Origin of the sequence: Alicyclobacillus sacchari, from assembly GCF_004366795.1 — a bacterium.
In the GTDB taxonomy this organism is placed as follows: Bacteria; Bacillota; Bacilli; order Alicyclobacillales; family Alicyclobacillaceae; genus Alicyclobacillus; species Alicyclobacillus sacchari.
On record NZ_SORF01000004.1, the window covers coordinates 182544 to 203203 of the forward strand.

Genomic DNA, 20660 nt, shown 5'->3' on the forward strand with positions numbered 1-20660 from the left:
CGATGTCGGATTCATATAGTGAACGCCGCGCTTGGATTGAGCAACATTACATGGCGCTTGTATCGCGCCGCAACGAACCCATCGAGCAAACGCACGGGTGGTTTACCCGTTATCGAGACCCAGTGTTAACCGCCGATCACGTGCCAATCGCGTGGCGCTTTGATATGAACCCTGAAACCAATCCATTTTTTATGGAACGATTGGCGGTAAACGCGGTCTTCAACGCGGGAGCCATTCTTTGGAACGAACACATTCTTCTCGTCGCGCGGGTCGAAGGCGTGGATCGGAAATCGTTTTTTGGCATTGCAGAAAGTGAAAGCGGTATCGACCGGTTTCGCTTTTGGGATGAACCGATTGTCATCCCAGAAACAGACCTACCGGATACCAACGTCTACGACATGCGCCTTGTACAACATGAAGATGGATATATCTATGGATTGTTTTGCACGGAGCGCCGCGACCCGTCGGCACCCGCCAGCGATCAATCGTCAGCCATCGCGCAGTGCGGAATTGTGCGTACGAAGGACTTGCGTACGTGGGAACGCCTCCCCGACCTTGTCACACCCTCACCGCAGCAGCGCAATGTCGTATTGCATCCGACGTTCGTCGATGGGAAATATGCGTTCTATACACGCCCACAGGACGGGTTTATCGAGGCGGGTAGCGGCGGTGGTATCGGCTTTGGTCTGGCAGACACCATGGAAGGCGCAGTGGTTCACGTAGAACACATCGTCGATGATCGCATCTATCACACCATAAAGGAAGCGAAGAATGGGCTTGGTCCCGCACCCATTCGCACATCCGAAGGATGGCTGCATTTAGCACATGGCGTTCGCAATACTGCTGCCGGGTTGCGCTATGTTCTTTATCTATTCCTCACTGACCTTCATGATCCGAAACGCGTGATCGCGCGACCAGGGGGCTATTTTCTCGCTCCCGTAGGCTCTGAGCGCGTTGGCGACGTATCCAATGTCGCATTTTGCAACGGTTGGGTGATGAAAGAAGACGGAACGGTTTTCATCTATTACGCATCATCCGATACACGCATGCACGTGGCTACGACTACAGTGAAGCAATTGCTCGATTATGTGAAAAACACGCCGGAAGACGGGTTGCGATCCGCAGAAAGCGTGAAGCAGCGCCTGACTTTGATTCAAAGTAATTCACGAATCGCCGAGTGAATGCAAAAGAGAGCCCCCATCTTCATCGGTAACATGAAAACGGGGGCTTTTTTGTACGGTAATCCTCTCCTTTAGAAAACGCCTGCAATCGCGAATCGATCTTACGTAAAACGTTGAGCTGGTCATATCGGGCTACCGTTGCGAACCTGTGGTTTTGCATAGTAGCGTCGAATCACGTCTTCAGCTGGTTTCCGATAAAACCAATAATTTCGGTTATGCTTCGCCTCATCGTCGGCGTATAGTGTTGCCGGCCAGTCCCATAACATATAACCGTAGAACCACGGCTCATCATGTAAGAGCGAAAACAGTGTCTCATAAAACTTCACTTGTTCTTGCATGGACAAAGAACCCTGGTGCGACCAGTCATTCGGTCGCTCAGCTGCGCCATCGACGTTCATGCATCCCACTTCCATAAAAAAGAATGGCTTATTCACCTGCGTGGCAAACGTGCGTAATTCCTGTACGCGCTCAGCGAAGGACGATACAGGATAGTACCCACTCGACGAAACGACATCGACCGCGTCCCACCAACGGACGTGTTCCTCCTGATATTTGTCACAGTTGTATGTCACCGTTCCGCGATACACCTCTCGCACCTGAGCGATTAAAGAGCGCCATTCCAACTCTCGTTTATCAGCCTGCACCATTTCACAGCCCACACAGAACATTTCACAGCCTAGGCGTTCAGCCATTCTCGCGTAGTGCAAAATAAAAGTGCCGTAGCTTTGGAACCATTGTGCCCATGTCGGCTCACCGGGCACATCGCGATCAAAAAAGTTGATATGCGCTCTCCATGTACCATTTCGGCAGTTCACAACCGGCTTGAGACAAACTTTTAACCCTAAGCGGTGGGCCAACTCAACTGCAAACGCAACTTCTTCGTCCGTTACAACCGGCTCATCCCAATAGTTCACCACCACACTCTGTGGCGTGTCCTGTAATGCTTGGAAAGCAATTGTTATCCAATTTGCCCCTGTCTCCTTCAATTTGTTCATCGACAGTTTCGCCTCGTCCGTCGTCCACGTTCCTCGGACGCCGACCCAACCCCAAGTGATACCACGTATAAAATCCAATTTGACTCCCCCATTCAATTGCTGTGCATTCTATTCGCGAACCGCTCCGTTTACAATGCCAGCAAAGATATAACGCTGCAAAAAGAGGTAAATCAGCAATAAGGGAATTGCGATAATGACCGATGCAGCCATAATCAGGTTCCACTGCGCCGAATACGGACCCTGGAAACGCAAGAGCGCTGTCGAGACCACTCCAAGATTGGTAGATGGCATATAGAGATATGGCGAATAAAGATCATTGTAGATAGCGATCGTCTGCAAAATGGCGACCGTTGCGCTAGCTGGAGCTAGTAACGGAAAAATAATAGAGCGATAGATACGAAAATAGGATGCGCCGTCCAGCATTGCGCTTTCATCGAGCGATATAGGTATCCGTTTGATAAATTGCATGTAGATGTAAATCTGAACGACATTCGTACCTAAATATAGAAGAACCATCGCATACCGCGTGTCAAACAACCCGATGTTTTTAATGATCCCGAAAATCGCCACCTGTACCGTCATGGTAGGAATAAACATGGCGACGAGATAAGCACCCATAATGACTTTTTTGAGCGGGAAGTTGAATCTGCCCAAAACATAAGCCACCATCGTCCCAAAAAAAATGTTGCCGATTACCGCTAGAACAATGATGATAAACGTATTGACGAATGCCGAACCGAGTGCACCGCCGGTCCACGCCGTGACGTAATTTTGCCAGTCAGGATGTAGCGGCAGCTGTAACGGACTAAGACGATTCATGTCGGCATTGCTTTTCAGCGAATTGACGACAGCAATATACAAAGGAAAGATGACGACCACAACGCCTATGGTTAGAACCATATATTTCGCAATACTTCCCGTGAACTTCGTCATTTTGCCTGTCATACGACATCATCACCTCCACCGACGATTTTGCGTTGAATGCTGATGACCAATACAACAATGACCAACAACACAATTGCCATTGCGGATGCTAGACCGTAGTTGTTAAACACGAACGCAACATTCATTGTCTGGGTTAAAAACGTTGCTGCAGCCGGAGCTGAGTTTGTCATGATAAATGGGATATTAAACGCTTCGAGCGCTCCCGAGACGGTCAACAGCAAGTTAACCTGAATGATGGCTCTCAGGTTGGGCAGTGTCACATACCACAGCGTCTGCCAGCCCGAGGCGCCGTCCAGCAGGGCAGCCTCATACATATCTTCGGGGATGGATTGAATAGCGGCCAAATAAATGACCATATTGAACGGAAAGTACTCCCATAAAGAGACAAATGCCAACGCCCAGTTGATAACATGGTTATTTCCAATCCAGTCGGCAGCCAATCCGCCAAGGCCAACCGCACGTAGAATCGTATTGAGTGCACCATTATCCTGGTACATAAATTGGAATATATATACAACTGCAACGGCGTTCAACATGTATGGAATGAAGAGTACAGAACGAAATCCGTTGCGAACCTTTACCTTTTTACTCAGGAGCAACGCCAACCCTAAAGCAATTACGTTTTGCACCAGTCCGCCGACAAAGTAACTGAGGTTGTGAAGGAACACGCCAAACAACGCCGGATTCTTGAAAATTTCCATGTAATTATGCAGTCCAACCCAGGGATACGAGGTTGAGAGTCCATTCCAAGACGTGAAACTATACAGAATCAACTTAATGGCCGGATATAGTGAAAAGGTCACCAGTAGGACTAATGGGATGATCAAGAAGCCAATAATCAGCAATCTGCGTTGGGCCTTGTAGCTGACGTGGAAGTTCACAGCGATTCACTCTCCCCAGATCCATCCAGAATCCAATCCCCCCAAGAGTTGGGGGGATTGGGTGCAGCCCGTGAACGATCTCATCATTGTCCTGACAGCGAAGCTGCGTTAGCCCATTGCTGGTTAAACTGTTGCAACGCCGTCGCGAAATCTTGCGCATTCAAGACCGTTTGCACGGCACCGCCACCATTGATATCGATCTGTGAGTTGTTTTCCAACTGTGTAAGTGCAGTCGTGCTTGGCACACCTTGAACAACCTTGGCCTGCGAATACAACTGCTGGATTTGCGGTACGTTCGATTTCATACCTTTCACAGGTGGCAGACCACCAGCATAGTTTGGATACCCAGATTCAAGAACCATCCACTTAACAAATGCCTCAGCAGCCGGAATGTTTTTGCTGTGCTTGTTGACTGCCAACTCCCAATCCGGCGTCATAATCGCGATCGGCTTGCCATGATTCGTCGCCGGGAACGGGAAAAAGCCCACATTAGAGCTACTCGTCCCAGCCGAGACGATTTGCGGGATAGCCCATTGCCCAAGGTACATCATCGCAACTTTGCCTTGCGCTTCCATCGTCTTGGAGTTCGCCCAGTTTGTATTCTTCCAATCAGGCTCTGCCCATCCGTTTTTCACAATGGTATGGACGATGTTCAGCGCCTGCCCCATCGGCGCGCTCGATGAAAACGGAGCTTTGTTGTTGACGATGGTGTTGAGGTAATTGGGATTGCCCGCGATCACGTCAGGCAGTGTATCCGTCCAATTGGCAAGCGGCCATTTCGCCGTATAGTTGAGTGCAATAGGAATGATGCCCGCCTTCTTCAGTTTTGCACAATCCGCGTAGAATTCGTTTAACGTGGTCGGTACGGAAGTAATACCTGCTTTTTTAAACGCCGTCTTGTTATAGACAATGCCATTCACATCACCAAACGTTGGAATGCCGTAAACATGTCCATTATAGGATTGAAAATCCTTAAAGTAGATTTTGTTATCCAACCCCAAATTATCGAGGGGGACAAAAAACTGTGGTAATTCATTTGGAGTGATGTTGGGTAAGATCAACATCACGTCTGGATAGGTACCTCCGTTCATCTGCGCTTGAACCGTACTGTTATCGACAAACGTCTGCCATTTCACCGTAATCCCCGGATGTGTTTTCGCGAACTCCTCTGAATACTTCTGAAGCATGCCGTTAGCCTGCATATCTGTGCGATTCGTCAACACCGTAATGGTTTTGGCCGTTTGCGAAGCTGCACCAGTTTGGTTTGCGTTAGTGTCTGGTTTGGAAACGGATTGTGTTCCACACCCCGCCAAAGCCAAAGCGCTTACACCCGTAATAGAGACCACTGCAACCCATTTTTTCAAGTTGAATCCCCCTTCTCATCTTATCAAGCAGATTCCATTCCTTCGGTATAACGTCAATGACAAAACACCAAGGACCTAACGATAGAATAACAAATACAACACAAGTTGAAAACAACAAAACGACCACCCAACCGAAATATAATACTGGTTAACTTTCGTAAATATATTTGTTAGCATGATATGGGTAGGTCTTGCAAAAGTCCGTTTACATCAAACAGTGCCGGCCTCGCCCGTCAGAACGGACAATTCGATGAAAAACCTAGGGGAAACATTACGACTCAACTTGTGGATGGACCATTACCTTGGTGAAGCATCAAGGGGATTCATTCATTTGTTATCCTAACATAGACATACCAACATAAGCGTCAATGACCATTTCATTACGCGAAAAAGGCCTGTCGGGTAGCACTTTCCTACCTAACAGGCCGCGGCCATACATGCTGCGCGATTAGTCCGGATCGTGGATACCTAGCGATTGGCGTACTGCGCGATCCCGGAACGCTTTAGGTGTCAGCCCCACCTGACGCTTGAACAGCTTATTGAAATATGTGGGGTCTGGATACCCGACGTGAGCGCCGACTTCGTAAGCCTTGAGATGAAAATCATGCAACAGCATATCTTTTGCCTTATTCAAACGAGTCTGAACAATAAATTCGCGAATTGTCATACCCGTCTCACTCTTGAACCGCTTGCTCAGATAGCTTGGGCTCAGGAAGACGCGTGCTGCCAAAGACGCGACATCGAGATCCGAATCATAATTCGATTCAATCACCTGGATGACCTGCCCAATTTGCGCGCTATGGGCCGATGTGACGGCCTCTTCACGCCCCATGATGACCATGAGGCACTGCTTCAGCCGTTCTCGCCAGTCCCACCACTTGGGGCACTGTTTGCCCACGTATTGAAGCCACTGCCGCGTTGACAGCGGCAATTGCATCAGACGGTCACGGCCGCTACCGGCCTTGAGTCCAATTGCCGCCAGCAATACTTGCGCCGACAATTCAGCGACATCCTCAATCCGATAACTGCGCTCCACAATTTGATTGAATACCTGATCGATCACGGTGGAAGCTCCTTCGTAACCACGATCGTCCAAGGCCGTGATGATACGGCTCAAATAGCGCATCCGATCTTCGTCGGAAATGGCAACGAGCTCGCGATCCAATCGTGAAAATGCATCGTCCTGATAGATGTTCAGATGGCAGGCGGACGTTGCTTCAAGCACTGCGGTCCACCAGCGGCGGACATCGGTGTCGACAAATGTCCGACTGACTCCAACAAGCGATCTTTCTGATGCGAGGCGGGCAATGCCAGCCTCGAATGATCCCATTGCACGCTCGGGCGAAAATGCGGCGAACGTGATGATATATGTGTTGGCATCACAGGTTAGCACATGAACGCATTCGAAGCCTCCCGCTTGCATTTGTGTTAAAAATGGATAGATGGGAACGACCTGTGAACTCCGTATGGTACACAGCAACAGTTCCTTGCGCTCGTGAACCCGTTCTAAGAGTTTGCCCACTTCCATAAAGTTGACCTCAATTGGCTTCTGTTGCAGGACATCCCATGAGGTCATTGGCCAAGCCGGACCTTGTTCAACAAACGCATGAAACACAGGTTGCCCCATGATATTTTTCTGTACGCTCAAGCTCACGGTACCCCTCCCCTCGCGCCCCACGAGGAATGAAAACGGTTTCTCAAAATCATTATAAAGAATAACATGCGACACAGGGAGACGTATTGTACATCAATATTGTCTTTCTTGATTATTGTTTGCGAAACTAAACAATTTTGTCCACCTAAAGGAAAAGTGGACGAACACTCTTAGGCTTTCGTCCACTCGATCAAACGCGTAATTGGATCTGCGTGAAGGATGCAAAGTCGGTGTAAAGCTCTCGTGCAACCAACGTACAATAGCTTTGCATCTCGCTCGCTCAAATGGTAATGATGAGCATCGGCATCGACGACAATCACACTGTCAAACTCCAACCCTTTCGCAAGATAAATCGGAACAATGCTCATACCGCCCTCGTAATCCGTGCGATCGGCCGTCAACAAGTGCGCGTCGAGCCCCGCTTCCAAGCAGGCGTTGTGGTAGACATGTGCATCTTCTTCTGTTCGAGTAAGCACGGCTACCGTCGACGACAACTCACGCATCGCCAACATGTGATGAAGTGCAGCCTCAAACCGATCGCGCCACGCCACCTCCTCCACCATCACCTTGTCTCCACTGCGGAAAATCGGCTTTGCTTCGACCGATGGTGCAAAAGGCCGCAAAATTCGATTGGCAAATTCAATAATCTCGAAAGTCGACCGATAAGACACGGACAATTCCACATACCGGCACCCGCCCGGAAACTGGTCGATGAACTCACGCCAATCGCGAATTCCCGCCTCGCTGTGTATGCTCTGCGAAAGATCGCCAAGAATGGTGAACGAGTTACTTGGGCAGTAAGCACGCAAAACCTCTAAGTGTACAGGTGAGAAATCCTGTGCTTCGTCAATCACGACGTGATCGAACCGATCGCGCGGGTCAACGCCGTATAGCCACTGATGAATCGCGAGTAGAAGCGGCAGATCTTCCGGCTGCACGTGGAGACGTGCACCGCGTTTAGCAGGCTGTCGCAACGAAGACGTCGTCAAGTCAGGATGCCACTCAAGAAACTGACGGTACAGGCTCAGGGGATCCATGCTTGGCCACCGCTCTTCATATTGACGAATGGCCGCAGCCAATTTTCGTTTCGATGACCTATCCGTCTGACCGACAGCTTTGGCCTCCATCTCGAAATGCCGACGAACGCGCGCTAGCACCCGCTGCCTGCGTACTAACACGGGGTAAGAGGCGTATTCTTCAAAGAACCAGCGAACGACGGTCGCATGTTCGAGCGACCGCCCGAACGGCGCAAGCGCTCCCCCCGCAGGGGGCATCGACCGTTCACTTTCGGTGAGAAAGACCTGCAAACTGCGCAGCGTTTCGAGCTTGCCCTTACACTCGACCTCCCGCATCGCGGCCGTATATTCGGTGGGTTGGCGAAGTGCGAACCGCTGTCGCAGGCGCTCACCGGGATCGACCAAGAGCACGGCGTGATCGAGCACACGCAGGGCAAACGCGGAAAAAGTCGTCTGCTGCACGCCGCCCACTCCAAGTTCGGGGAGAACTTCGGAAATATAGTCGACGAACATCGCCGATGGCGCGAAGATGACCATGCGCTCTGCGCGAAGCCGCTCTGCGTGCTGGTAAAGCAGATAGGCGAGTCTGTGCAGGGCGACGGTCGTCTTGCCGCTGCCCGCGACACCCTGGATGACAATCGGCAAATTTCTGTCTGCGCGAATGATTTCGTTTTGCTCCGCCTGGATTGTCGCGACGATGTCGCGCAGCCGGCTGTCCTTGGCATCTCCGAGGCGGTAGAGGAGAAACTCGTCCGTCGCCGCCGTTTGCTGCTGTCCCTCAACATAGCTGTCGACCACGCGTTGCAACTCGCCATCCCGGACGACAATATTGCGTTTGAGCGACACCTTCCCTCGCACCTCGCCCTCGGGCGAAACGTAGCGCGCTTCACCTCCCTGTCCGGCAAACGAATAAAACAGACTGGCTGCAGGCGCGCGCCAATCCAGGACCATGCGATCGCCAGAAACCGGATCGTCGATCCCGCGTTTGCCGATATACAACCGCTCGACACCTGTCCCTTCTGGAGAGAAGTCGATGCGCCCGAAATATGGCTCGCGCATTGCGCTTGCGAGTGCTCGCCGACGCTCGCGCGCCAACCCGGCGACAGCGACATCCGCCACTTCGTCCGCCGTCAACGCTTCGTCTTGATCTTCCTCATCCTCGTCGCGCAAAGGCGGCTTTGGCCCACCCGCCAAAGCCTGCTCCATTGTCTGCAACACGCGCTGAAGCCGCAGTGCCTCCTCCTCGAACGGATCGACCGCCGCGCGAGGAAATGCATCGGCCTCGTTCATTCACGCTACCCCCTTGCCCCTGCTGCTTGTAAGGCGCACTGACCACGCCGCATACCATACGAGCGAACCGACGTCCGCGATCGCAATGACAATGCCCATGGGCAACCCTGTATGTGCCCCGCCCAAGCCTACCAGCGGAGACGCCAGGGCGCCGAGTAGCAATTGCGAAACACCGATCAAACCGGCGGCACTGCCAGCGGCGCGGCCATGATTCTGCATCGCAAGCGATGCCCCCAACGTGCTGACGATACCGACACTCGACACAAGGAGAAAAAGCGACGGCAAGATACCTGCCAGTCCAGCACCAAAGAGTAGGCTCAAGAGCAAGGCGACGCCTCCGAGCGCCGCGATGCACGCGCCGGACTGGAACAATCGCGGACCATCCACGCGTTTTGCAAGCCATCCGCTCACCTGGGAAGCCATCACGATGCCGATGCCATTGATGGCGAAACAGACGCTGAACCACTGTGGCGACAAACCATAGATGTCCTGCAACACAAAGGGCGATCCCGAGATGTAGCCAAACATGCCAGCGGATACGAGTCCTTGCGAAAAGGCGTATGCCATAAAGATCGGATCGCGAAGCAAACGCCCAAACGACGACGTGATGCCCTTGATTCCCCCCCGCGTGCGATGGCTCGCAGGCAGTGTCTCCGGCAGATAGAGTGCCACAAGGGCGGTTAAGGCAACGCCAATGCCGCAAAGAATCAAAAATACCCCGCGCCACGACGTAAAGCGCAACAATTGACCGCCGATGACCGGCGCCAGCACGGGAGCCACACCGTTGATCAACATCAAAAGAGAAAAGAAACGGGTCAACTCGACGCCGCTGTACATGTCTCGCACCATCGCACGGGCGATCACGATGCCAGCAGATCCACACAGGCCCTGCACAAATCTGAGTGCGACGAGCCCCCAGACCGAAGGCATCCTTCCACACGCGAAAGAAGCCAACAGATACAAGACAAGACCTACCAAGAGCGGACGTTTGCGGCCGCTGGCATCGCTCACTGGGCCAGCGAACAACTGCCCAATGGCGAGCCCGACCAGACAAGCGGTCAAGCTGAGTTGCGCCGTCGCCGTCGCCGCATGCAAATCGCGTGCCATCGTCGGCAGTGCAGGCAAATACATGTCGATCGACAGCGGTGCGATGGCCGTCAGCACGCCCAAAATCGAGGCCATCTTGAACCGCCCCCACGCTGTCGTGGGCGGTTGCACCGCGGTATCAGGTATGCGCTGTAATTCGCTGTTCATAAGACTCCTCTCCGCGGCGGCCGCATTGACACCAGAATCGCGTTACGGCACCCGTTCTATACTTCGCGTTCAAGATAGTCCGTTCACCAGTTGTTGCCCAAGCCACTGCGTCAGCGAGTTCCAACCGTTAGGCGCAGCGACGGACCGAAACGCGGCCGACATCGAGATGGCCGTCTCCCCCTGCTTGGCCAACGCGGCTTGCCCCGCTGCCGTCGGGTGCACGTCGTTCTTCAAGATATAATTGCTATGTCCTGCAAACGCATCGAAGGCATCCGCAATGGCATCGCCATACGCGACGGCGTCCTTGGCAATCTGTACATTGGCCGCGCCGACAGCGGCTTGGGCCGCCATGTACAAGGACCGATCCGACGCCGGAAGTGGATTGTACAAGTCGTAGACGACGACAGTCGCCTTCGGATTCAATGCGTGGACGTCGTGCAAAATGGATGCCACATTCGTCGCAATGTTTTCTACACCCGTGCTCAGACGGGTGGCCAATTGTGCAGACTGATCTGCGGTAAGCGCAATATCGTTCCAATTGGTTGCACCAGCAGGCAGTAATGCCAGGGCCGGTTGCAGGAGATCATTGCTGCCAATGTCAATGGTCACAATGGTCGCCTTTGCGACGTCGCTGCGCATGCTTGGATCCGATTGCAACGCATGCAGCAGATTCGAGCTGGTCCACCCCGGAACGCCCAGGTCCATGACACTGTCGTGCTCCTTGGCGCCGATCAGATAAGGAAACGCGAGCTTCGAAGGCGCGCGGTTATCTCCAAGGTTAAATCCAAACGTAATGGAATCGCCAAGAGCCACGAGGCTTCCCGCTGAACGGTTTGCTGTCTGGCTGTGAGCCATTGTGTGTACAGCCGTCGCAGCATGTGACGCCTGTAGGGATACATGAATCGGTGCAGGCAACGTCAACATCGCGACAGACGCGATGGCAATGGGCCCTAGGATCGTCATATGGAACTCCCACTTCCGTCCGCTTTCACTTGAATTTGTAGATTCTCGCACCACAATCTATTCTCATTATAGGATTGCGTATGCGCGTTTGGAAGCGGATTTTGGAATTGGTTTGGTATACTTTAAGAAACAGGGAGGCGGTTGAGACATGCATGTGCGCGTTGTTTTCCTCGCATCCATTGTCTGTTGCTCGGTGCTGACCGCCGGGTGCGGAGCGCCGTCCCCAGGATCGGCAAAGGCTTCCCATGCCGCGCATGGACATGGTACGCCAGCGGCGGGGACGGCGTTACAACAGATTGCGGCAAAAACGGCGGCGACCCCCGCGACGTTTACGGACGCTGTACATGCCGTGGATGCACACATCCATATGTTTGACGGTCGCGCTGGCGTGGCATGGGGGTACCAGGGAAATCGATTTGTCTGGTACACGACGGCTGACGGCGCGCACACATGGACTCGTCAACAACTCCCCCCCTTGCCGACTGACGATGTTCTCGGGAACGGCCCTGGCGGCGCCGATTATATCTATCCGATGATCGCATCGGATCGCGCATGGTCCTTCGTGTGGATCGACACCGGGGAAGCTCACATCCTGACTACGCGCGACGGTGGAGCGACCTGGATCCCGTCGACCTTCTCCCTTCCCGATGGCGCGACCCAAATCGCGTTTGGCGAGTGGCAAGGATCCAAAACAGGCTGGTTACTATTTGAAGATGATGCCAGCGGCAGTGCCGCCGCGAAATACCTGTTTGCGACAGCCAATGGTGGACAGGTTTGGCGTATGGTGAACAGTTCGCAGGACGAGCTTCCACACAACGGCTTTTCCGCGCGCATGGATTTCGCCCCCAACGGCAAGACAGGCTTGTACGCAGGCGTTGACGAATTGACCAAAACGGTCAATCTCGCCGAAACCATGGACGGTGGGACCCACTGGCATATGAAGGCCTTCAGCCTTTCATCCCAGCCTGTCACAGCGCCGGTTGTCGAATTCATCAAGGCGAATTCGAATCAGTCGTTGATGGTGGCGATCACGATGCAGACGGCAAACGGAAATCAACTGTACGTCTGCACTTCGACATATGGAAAAAATTGGACTGTAGATGAATTGAACGTGGGTCAAGTGCAAGCGTTGTCCGCCATCGCACCGGACGGCCTCGTACTGCTCGAATCGCGCAACGGCCAAGAAATGATTCTTCGCAGTTTGGACGACGGTCAAAGCTGGTACACGGTTGGCAGCTCGCTGCCCAACAACCTAGGCAGCGCAACCGAAATCACCCTGGACATCGCCGATCCAACGACATGGTATCTGCTCGCGTTAGACTCCAAACTTCATGCGACGTTGCTACGCTCAGAGGACGGTGGCATGCATTGGCAAGCGACGTGATCGCCTTCCGTGCATTTACACAACCTCCGTGTGAAAGCAGCGCCGCATGTGCTCCAAGAACTGCTCGCCTTGATCTGTAAACGTCGCACAACCAGCGCGGTGCACGACCGTTGCAAACCCTGCGTCGTACGCCCCGGCCGCTGTCAGGAAGTCACAGATGTCTGTGCAGACACCGACGATGTGCACCCGCTCGACGCCCAGTGCACGCAGGCGGGCGGCGAGATCTGTGCCGGAAAAGGCGTTATAGCTGGCCTTGGGTACGTACATCACGGTATCGCGATCGCGCACACGGGCATACCAGGCGCCGAGATCGCCATACAATTGCTGCCCCCATGTGCCTTTGACGTTGTGCGGCGGCCAGTCGCGAAAATGCGGATCCCCTTCCTGGTGCTCATCCATGCAAACGGCAACGATTTGTCCGTCCACAAGCATGCGGTCTGCGAGCTGTACGATGTACGGAACAATGTTCTGTGCCGCTTGCCCGGCGGTGAGACTGCCTTCGTCGTGCACAAAATCGTTTGACATGTCGACAATCAGTAACGCGTCTTTGGCCATGACAAAGCCCCCAACCGATTTGTTGTTCACATTGTACCCATACTTGCAAGAGCATTGCCAACCAGATACGATGACGCAGGAAATGAGGGGTATTATGCGCTATCGAGGATCACATCGATTGGAAAAATGGCTGGAACAGGGCGGGGAAAAACTGCTTGACGCCCGCAAAGATGATTTGGGAGCGTGGTATGCGGAACAGCGGAAACCTTTTTGCCTCGAGATTGGCTGTGGAAAAGGCGGCTTTTTGCAGACGATGGCGAAGCTCCACCCGGATACGGAATTTGTCGGTGTCGACAAAATGCTCGCCGTCGCCGCCAAAGCGGCTGCAGGTGCGGCGCGGCACGGGCTTTCCAACACGACGTTCATCGTTGGCGACATTGGGCGGATCGGAGAGCTTTGGCACGAACCGCGCGTCGCGCGCATCTATCTGAACTTTTCCGATCCGTGGCCGCGCCGTCGACACTACGATCGCCGTTTGACCCATGCGAGCAAGCTTGCGCTATACGCCAAATGGCTGTGTGCGGACGGCTGGCTTGAGCAAAAAACGGACAACCTCGATCTCTTTGATTGGTCGCTTGCTTCGCTTGCGGCCAACGGTTGGGACATCGCCGAGTGCGAGCGCGGATTTGCATCGAGTGACACCGACGGAACCTTGTCCGGCAAGTATGTGCAGACCGAATACGAGGCGAAGTTTCGCAGCATGGGTTTGCCCATTTACTACTTGCGTGCCCGCCCACATCAAGTCGAATAAACGCTGGAGACCAGGGACATGTCCCTGGTCTCCACGCTTCGCTTACAGATGGTTTGTGCGAAAGGCCGCGAGTTTGCGCTCCATCATATCGTACATCGCGTACACGACCCCTTCACGGCCGACGCCGCTTTCCTTGATACCGCCGTATGGCATATGGTCCAGTCGATAGGTTGGCACCTGGTTGACCAAAACCGCCCCCGCCTGTAGGGTTTCCACCGCCGCCAAGGCGCGATCGATCCGCTTTGTGAAAACCCCCGCGTTCAGCCCAAACTTCGAGCGGTTGGCGAGCTCCACCCCGACATCCCAGCTGGAAATTCGCTCGACGACGACGATGGGCCCAAACGCCTCTTCCGTAACGAGTTTCGCGTCGGCAGGCACGCCCGTGACGACCGTGGGCTGCATGCGATTGCCGTCGATCTCGCCACCACAAAGTACCCGAGCGCCAGCTGCCTGTGCTTCGTCGAGCCAAGCAGCCAATCGTGTGCCCGCCTGTTCGTTGATCAAAGCCGACACGTCGGTCGCCTCATCGGTCGGATCGCCAAACCGCAATGCTTTCGCGCCTGCGACAATTCGGTCGACCAAATCATCGAAGACCGCGTCGTGGATATAGACCCGTTGAATCGAAATACACACCTGCCCGCTGTAAGCAAATGCACCGCCAACGATCTCGCTCGCAATTTTCCCTAACTCCTGCTCCGAGAACCCTTCGTCGACGATAAGCGGCGAGTTGGACCCCAATTCGAGCGTCACTCTGCGCAAACCTGCTTGTGCGCGGATTTGCCGTCCCACCGACGGGCTGCCGGTAAACGTCACGTACGCTACGTCCGGGTGTGTCGTCAGCACTTCGCTCAGTTCCTTGCCGTCACCAGGAATGATGTTGAGCACACCCTTAGGCAATCCAGCATCGGCAAAGATGTGGCCGAGCACGAGTGCCGACAGCGGCGTTTGTTCCGCCGGTTTCAGAACGATGGCGTTGCCCGCCGCAATGGCTGGGCCAACTTTGTGGGCGACAAGATTCATCGGGAAGTTGAACGGCGTAATCGCCGCGACAACGCCCAGGGGCTGCCACATCGTGAACCCCAGATGATGCTCACCGCGCGGCGCCGCGTCCATGGGTACAGTCTCGCCGTGGATGGAGCGTGCCGCCTCTGCAGCAAAACGATAGGTCTCCACGGTCCGGTCGATCTCTTGTTTGGCGGCCTTAATCGGTTTTGCCGCCTCGCGCGCGATGGTATCGACCAATTCGTCCTTCCGATCCGAAATCAAGTCAGCCACTTTACGCAAAATGGCAGCACGCTGCCAAGCGGGAACCTGCCGGAACGCCTTGGCCGCCCGCGCCGCAACCGCAATCGCCCGCTCCGCCTGCGCCGGGGAGGCGTAGCCAATCTGCGCGATCACGTCTTGGCTATACGGACTTTTCAGCGCCACCAGACGCGCTCCCGCCTCCCAATCCCCGTCGATCCACAAATGTGTCTCTCCTGCCATCGTCTATCCCTCCGTCGAATTGTTTCTCCCGTCCACCACACGGATTTCCATGTCAGGATACCCACGCCGAAACGAGCTGATGCACCGTGAAACCCGGCTAATTGTCCACACCCAAGGGCTCCCCGCCTTGTTCTGCCGACACCCTGATGACATGGAGGAGCCGCTGCGCGGCCAAGGCGTCGTGGAATGTCGGTGCTGGATAAGCAATGTCCTCCCCTGCCACCCGCAGCGCGAAGACGGCCAGACTCACAGCGTGCGCGTTCAAGTGTGCCGTCTGTGCAAATTTGGACGGTATCGGCGCCAGCGCTGGATGCCGATCCGGTGCAAGCCTCGGCAAGCGTTCACCAGTTGCCGACCAAACCTCGGCGTGAGATTCACGATCCAACGGGATGTACAGCACGCCGCCCTCACAGACGATCTCAATGCTGTCGCGCTCCCGTCCCGCGTGCACACGCGAGACTTCGAGTGTGCCGACAGCGCCCGATTGCATGTCGATCCTTGCCAAAGCCCAATCGTCAACGGTGACCGATTCGTTTCCCGCGGGACCTGGCCGAGTCGACACAAAGGTGCGCACATCAGCCGCCACCGTGCGCGCGGGACCAAGTAGGTGCAACAAAAGATCGGCCAAGTGAACACCGAGATCGAGAAGAGCTCCCCCGCCCGCTTGCTCTTGGCGCAAACGCCAAGCCATCGGACGATCAGGATCTAGATAGCCGCCATGGAGCAATTCGGCGCGAAACGTGAGCACACGCCCCAGACGACCGCTGTGCAGCCACTCGTAAGCATCCACGACCGCCGGATGAAACCGATACATGAGCGCCGCTTGATGAACAACCCGCGCGTCCTCGACCATCTCTGCCATGCGCAAAGACTCCTCGATATGGCTACTCAAAGGTTTTTCACAGTACACGGCAAGGCGATTTTGTAGCGCGGCTGATAAGGCCGCCATATGGGCATCGTTAGGCGACGCGATAGAAACAGCGTCCAATTCCTCACAGGCAAACGCTTGGACGTCTTCCGTCACCAGGCGAAACGTTTGCGCGGCGAGCGCTGCGGCGGAAGACTGAAGATTGTGCACGACAGCCGTGTCCCATACGATGTGCGGGCAGGGGCGAGAACTTGCTAGATTCAATTGACTTGCAAGCACGTGGGTACGCCCGATGAAGCCGTAGCCGTGCAAACCCATGCGCAGCTGTCGATACGATGTCGTCAAGTGATCACCTCAATGTGGTTGCAGATAGGCTTGGTGTTCAGCTGTCCAGACAATGTCTGACGCAGGCAGTCTGGACATCTGAAAGCGCGGGATCAACGCCTGCGGGCGCAACGGCTCAGGCCCCTCGAGTAAGCCAGCCAAATGTGCCAAAAGGCCGACGATCCGTTCTGGGGCGACACCGAGGGACCGGAGTGCCTGAAGTGTCAAATCTCCGTCTCGTTTCGCCAGCCTGCGTCCATGCTCATCGATGATGAGCGGTACATGTGCATAGGTAGGCGCTGGTTGGTCTAAAACTTCGTAGAGGAACCCCTGGCGCAAGGTTGACGCGAGTAGATCGCGCCCGCGCAGTACGTCGGTCACCTCCATAGCCGCGTCATCGACGACAACCGCCAACTGATACGAGATGACGCCATCGGCCCGCCGCACAACGAAGTCCCCGCCCTCACACGGCCGCCCGATCTGTGGTCCAAGGACGCGATCGACAAACGAAACAGTAGTGTCAACAGGCACGCGCAGCCGCAACGATGGCGACTTTTGCTGGGCGCGACGCTCGCGCTCCCTCGCCGACAGCGTCCAGCAACGCCCGTCGTAGCGCGGTTCATCGCTAAACCATCCATGCGGCGCAGATGCGATGGCCGCAATTTCCGCTCGACTGCAGAAGCAAGGGTAAGTAAGACCGAGATCGGACAATTTGGCAATGGCGTGTTCGTAGCGGTTGATCCGCTCACTTTGCACGTACGGCGCATGGGTTCCACCCACGTCAGGGCCTTCGTCCCAGTCCAGGCCAAGCCAACGCAAGTCGCATAAAATGTGTTCAGCAAAATGAGCGCGCGAGCGACCGTGATCCAAGTCCTCAATGCGCAGGATAAAACACCCGTTGGCGGATCGCATCTGCAGCCAGGCGAGCAAAGCCACAAACGCATTGCCCAAGTGCATGAGACCCGTAGGACTGGGCGCAAAACGTCCTCTGCGCATTCCTCGTTCACCTCGCCAAACAAAGCGTCATCTTTATGGTAGCAAAAAATCGATGAAGATACCGATTCCAGCTGCAAGCAGGAATTTCGCCGTGTGAGCGCTAACATGTGTTCAAGACGTGATGATCGGACTGGGTGATGCGTTTGCGAATAGCGGTAAGCCATTCGCAAAGTAGCGTGCTCATCGACGGGAGGGGAAACGACCGATGAAGGTGAGGCAAGTGCGTCGGCGGTTCGTCACACGCGCGAAGGCTGTACAACGTTTGGGTGTCGTCGTCATCCTTGGAGCCATCGTAGCGGTCGGCAGCAGCATACACGCCGACTTGATCGCAAAGGAACCAAGTCAGCCTGAAGGCGTGATCAAGGAAGCTTCATCCAGGCAAAGCAAACCACGACCGCAATCTTCCGCGATTCCTGGCCTTCATATCTCCTCCTCAAACCTCGCCGCCGCTCACACCGGAACTGGGTCAGCGACGCTTGATACACCTGCCTTGCTCCCTTGGACGAACGGCCAGTGGGCAGTGGACGAGGACACGTGGTACCGCGACGATGGTGACATCGGCTGGCGCAACGTAACACCGCCTACGCTCGTCGCTTCAGATGCCATCGTGACGGCATGTGGATTTTGGAGCAAAGACACAGGTGTCATCGCAACACGCCAAAACGGTCTCACGACCATGTACAGCACCAACGACGGAGGAAAGACGTGGACTGTGGCAGACCTGACCGTCCCCGGGGCAATTGTCGAGCAGGTGGACATGGTCAACACCCACATCGCATATGCGTATGGCGAAAGCGCGAGCCGGTTTTTCATCTGGGAGACAGTGGATAGCGGGCAAAACTGGGTGACCACCATCAGCGGGGCAAGCCCATTGACCACGGTGAACCCTTGGTTTGCCGACATGCCGCAAGCGATCTCGTTTTCCAGTGCTGCCGTGGGTTACAGATGGTCATCACCGACGTCCATTGCCTATACGACAGATGCAGGCCACTCGTGGTCAAGCAACCTGCCAACCCTACCACCCCCCGACGGTACAGTCGCTCTGGCGGATGTGCATTGGACGGAATTGCCGCAGTTTTTTGGCAATATAGGCGTCTGGGCCATCGACGCAACCGTTGCCAACAAGGCCGTCTGCGTCATCTACCGAAGTGACGATGGCGGACTGTCGTGGACTCCCGCAGCCGTGGAACGGTGGAACCCTAGTGTCATCCTCCATTTTGTCACACCACAAACTGGCTGGGCCATCGCCCCGGATCAGAACGAATGGCTCACGAGCGACGACGGCGGTAAAACATGGAGACCCGTGGTGTCCTCGATTCGCGTGACATCGCTCATCAACATACAGCCGCTCTCCGCATCCCAGGCATACGCTGTCGAAATCCTGAAAAGCGGTTCGTTGCGGTGGATTGTCACGAGAGATGGCGGGAAATCCTGGGGCGGTGTGGCTTATCCTTTTCAGGGCGCTGACACACCCTAATCGTGTACCACGACACAGCCTTACGGCTTGGGGAGCGGATAACCATGATCGGTATGAAAGCGCTATACAACATCGGCTGGGTGATGGAGCAGACATGGCAACACCTGTTGTTCGCGCATTGGCCCGTCGCAGCCAGACACATCCAGCCACTCCTGCCGAGTGGTTTGGAGTTAGACACGTATGACGGAACGGCATGGGTCAGCGCCATCCCTTTTCACGTCACCCAGATGCATCTTCGCGGAATACCGCCTTTTCCCGGCCTTCGTGACTTCCCTGAATGCAATTTGCGCACATATGTGACCTACCGTGGAACGCCAGGCGTCTATTTTTTTCGATTGGACGCCGGACATGTGCTCGTGCCAGCGCTTGCGCGGATCGGATTTCACATACCATACCGGTATGCCAAGTTTTATTTTTCCTCGACGCACCAACAGACCATCTGCAGGTTCCAGACAAATGGCCACCTGCACCCAGGTGGCCTTTCCTGTATATACCAGCCCATCCTGTCTGCGGAGCGATTTACACCAAGCGATGGATCGCTGGAAGCATGGCTGGTCAATCGATTTCATTTCTTTACGCATTGGCATGAACGACTGTGGCGAGGCGATCTCGCCCACGAACCGTGGCAACTGCAAAAGGCGCGCTGGCGCCTTGACGAAAACAGGCTGTTTGGCCCCTTCGGATTCGCACCGCTGGCACCAGAGCCGTTACTCTTCACCGCACAACCTGTTACAGCTCGCATTTGGCCGCTTGTTCCGGCGTGATCGGCCACAGTCTCAACGCGCGCTTAACCGTCGACCTGGGTCGCCGCATGAATTTTGTCGAGCAACTCGCGAATGTCACCGAGCAAGCGCTGCACGTCCGCAATCGCCAGATTCTGCACGCGAGAAAGAACACACTCGGGTACATCCGCAACCTGTTGGCGTAGAGCCAGTCCGGTTTCCGTAAGCGAAACATACACCTTCCGCTCGTCGTCCTCGGCCCGGCGCCTGTGCACCAGTCCCGACTCTTGCATGCGTTTGAGTAGCGGCGTCAAGGTCCCGGAGTCTAAATACAGTCGTTCGCCAAGCGATTTGACGGTGCATTCCCCCAGTTCAAACAAGGCAACCAACACGAGGTACTGCGGGAATGTGAGTCCAAACGGCTCCAACAGCGGCCGGTACAATTTCATCGCCTCGCGCGAACACGCGTAAATCGTAAAACAAAGGTGATCGTCAAGCGTGACAAACTGTTTGTCAGACATGTACTTCCTCCGTCCGGGAAAGGACCGGCCGCGC

Annotated in this window: 18 protein-coding genes; 5 read left to right on the forward strand and 13 right to left on the reverse strand. The window is 54.9% G+C overall.

From position 1 onward, the window contains the following. Positions 1 to 2 precede the first annotated feature (2 nt). Positions 3 to 1181, forward strand: a complete 1179-nt coding sequence (locus C7445_RS05850) for a glycoside hydrolase family 130 protein (protein WP_134159113.1) — start codon at positions 3 to 5, stop codon at positions 1179 to 1181. A gap of 122 nt (positions 1182 to 1303) precedes the next feature. Here the strand turns inward: C7445_RS05850 and C7445_RS05855 are convergent, their stop codons facing one another. The 8 genes from C7445_RS05855 to C7445_RS05890 form a co-directional block, all read right to left on the reverse strand. Next, positions 1304 to 2254, reverse strand: a complete 951-nt coding sequence (locus tag C7445_RS05855; protein ID WP_243834985.1) for a glycoside hydrolase family 113 — start codon at positions 2252 to 2254, stop codon at positions 1304 to 1306. Positions 2255 to 2284: 30 nt separating this feature from the next. Further along, positions 2285 to 3121: a carbohydrate ABC transporter permease gene (locus C7445_RS05860; protein ID WP_134159115.1), complete on the reverse strand. Its 837-nt coding sequence runs from the start codon at positions 3119 to 3121 to the stop codon at positions 2285 to 2287. Beyond that, the gene (locus C7445_RS05865) at positions 3118 to 4002 is read right to left on the reverse strand and encodes a carbohydrate ABC transporter permease (protein ID WP_134159116.1); all 885 of its coding nucleotides are present in this window, start codon (positions 4000 to 4002) and stop codon (positions 3118 to 3120) included. Before C7445_RS05865 ends, C7445_RS05860 begins: the two co-directional genes overlap by 4 nt. Positions 4003 to 4085: 83 nt before the next feature. Beyond that, entirely contained in the window at positions 4086 to 5366 is a 1281-nt protein-coding gene (locus tag C7445_RS05870; protein WP_134159117.1) for an ABC transporter substrate-binding protein, read from the reverse strand. Positions 5367 to 5814: 448 nt separating this feature from the next. Further along, entirely contained in the window at positions 5815 to 7020 is a 1206-nt protein-coding gene (locus tag C7445_RS05875; protein ID WP_243834986.1) for a helix-turn-helix transcriptional regulator, read from the reverse strand. A 170-nt stretch (positions 7021 to 7190) separates the two neighbouring features. After that, the gene (locus tag C7445_RS05880) at positions 7191 to 9326 is read right to left on the reverse strand and encodes a HelD family protein (RefSeq protein WP_134159118.1); all 2136 of its coding nucleotides are present in this window, start codon (positions 9324 to 9326) and stop codon (positions 7191 to 7193) included. After that, positions 9327 to 10580 (reverse strand): multidrug effflux MFS transporter, encoded by a 1254-nt coding sequence (locus C7445_RS05885; RefSeq protein WP_134159119.1) that lies wholly within the window; start codon positions 10578 to 10580, stop codon positions 9327 to 9329. Positions 10581 to 10649: 69 nt separating this feature from the next. Next, complete coding sequence (locus tag C7445_RS05890; protein WP_243834987.1) at positions 10650 to 11543, reverse strand: SGNH/GDSL hydrolase family protein; 894 nt, start codon at positions 11541 to 11543, stop codon at positions 10650 to 10652. 148 nt (positions 11544 to 11691) lie between these two features. On the opposite strand from C7445_RS05890, the gene C7445_RS05895 reads away from it, so the two are divergent. After that, on the forward strand, positions 11692 to 12927 hold the full coding sequence (locus C7445_RS05895) for a beta propeller repeat protein (RefSeq protein WP_134159120.1): 1236 nt from the start codon (positions 11692 to 11694) through the stop codon (positions 12925 to 12927). 15 nt (positions 12928 to 12942) lie between these two features. On the opposite strand, the gene C7445_RS05900 is transcribed toward C7445_RS05895, so the two are convergent. Beyond that, positions 12943 to 13482 carry a cysteine hydrolase family protein gene (locus tag C7445_RS05900; protein ID WP_134159121.1) on the reverse strand — a complete coding sequence of 180 codons (540 nt, stop codon included), beginning with the start codon at positions 13480 to 13482 and terminating at the stop codon, positions 12943 to 12945. Between the two features lie 94 nt (positions 13483 to 13576). Here C7445_RS05900 and trmB point away from each other — a divergent pair, with 94 nt between their 5' ends. Beyond that, entirely contained in the window at positions 13577 to 14233 is a 657-nt protein-coding gene (trmB, locus tag C7445_RS05905; RefSeq protein ID WP_134159122.1) for a tRNA (guanosine(46)-N7)-methyltransferase TrmB, read from the forward strand. Between the two features lie 42 nt (positions 14234 to 14275). Here trmB and C7445_RS05910 read toward each other — a convergent pair whose 3' ends face one another. The 3 genes from C7445_RS05910 to gluQRS form a co-directional block, all read right to left on the reverse strand. Then, positions 14276 to 15718: an aldehyde dehydrogenase family protein gene (locus C7445_RS05910; protein WP_134159123.1), complete on the reverse strand. Its 1443-nt coding sequence runs from the start codon at positions 15716 to 15718 to the stop codon at positions 14276 to 14278. 97 nt (positions 15719 to 15815) lie between these two features. Then, the gene (locus C7445_RS05915) at positions 15816 to 16931 is read right to left on the reverse strand and encodes a Gfo/Idh/MocA family protein (protein ID WP_134159124.1); all 1116 of its coding nucleotides are present in this window, start codon (positions 16929 to 16931) and stop codon (positions 15816 to 15818) included. A 9-nt stretch (positions 16932 to 16940) separates the two neighbouring features. Beyond that, positions 16941 to 17906 carry a tRNA glutamyl-Q(34) synthetase GluQRS gene (gene gluQRS / locus C7445_RS05920; protein WP_134159125.1) on the reverse strand — a complete coding sequence of 322 codons (966 nt, stop codon included), beginning with the start codon at positions 17904 to 17906 and terminating at the stop codon, positions 16941 to 16943. 205 nt (positions 17907 to 18111) lie between these two features. Between gluQRS and C7445_RS05925 the strand changes: the two genes are divergently transcribed. Together C7445_RS05925 and C7445_RS05930 are read left to right on the forward strand one after the other, a co-directional pair. Further along, positions 18112 to 19383 (forward strand): beta propeller repeat protein, encoded by a 1272-nt coding sequence (locus C7445_RS05925; protein WP_134159126.1) that lies wholly within the window; start codon positions 18112 to 18114, stop codon positions 19381 to 19383. Between the two features lie 44 nt (positions 19384 to 19427). Continuing rightward, entirely contained in the window at positions 19428 to 20147 is a 720-nt protein-coding gene (locus C7445_RS05930) for a YqjF family protein (protein WP_134159127.1), read from the forward strand. A gap of 23 nt (positions 20148 to 20170) precedes the next feature. Here C7445_RS05930 and C7445_RS05935 read toward each other — a convergent pair whose 3' ends face one another. Further along, on the reverse strand, positions 20171 to 20626 hold the full coding sequence (locus C7445_RS05935; RefSeq protein ID WP_134159128.1) for a MarR family winged helix-turn-helix transcriptional regulator: 456 nt from the start codon (positions 20624 to 20626) through the stop codon (positions 20171 to 20173). Positions 20627 to 20660: the final 34 nt, after the last annotated feature.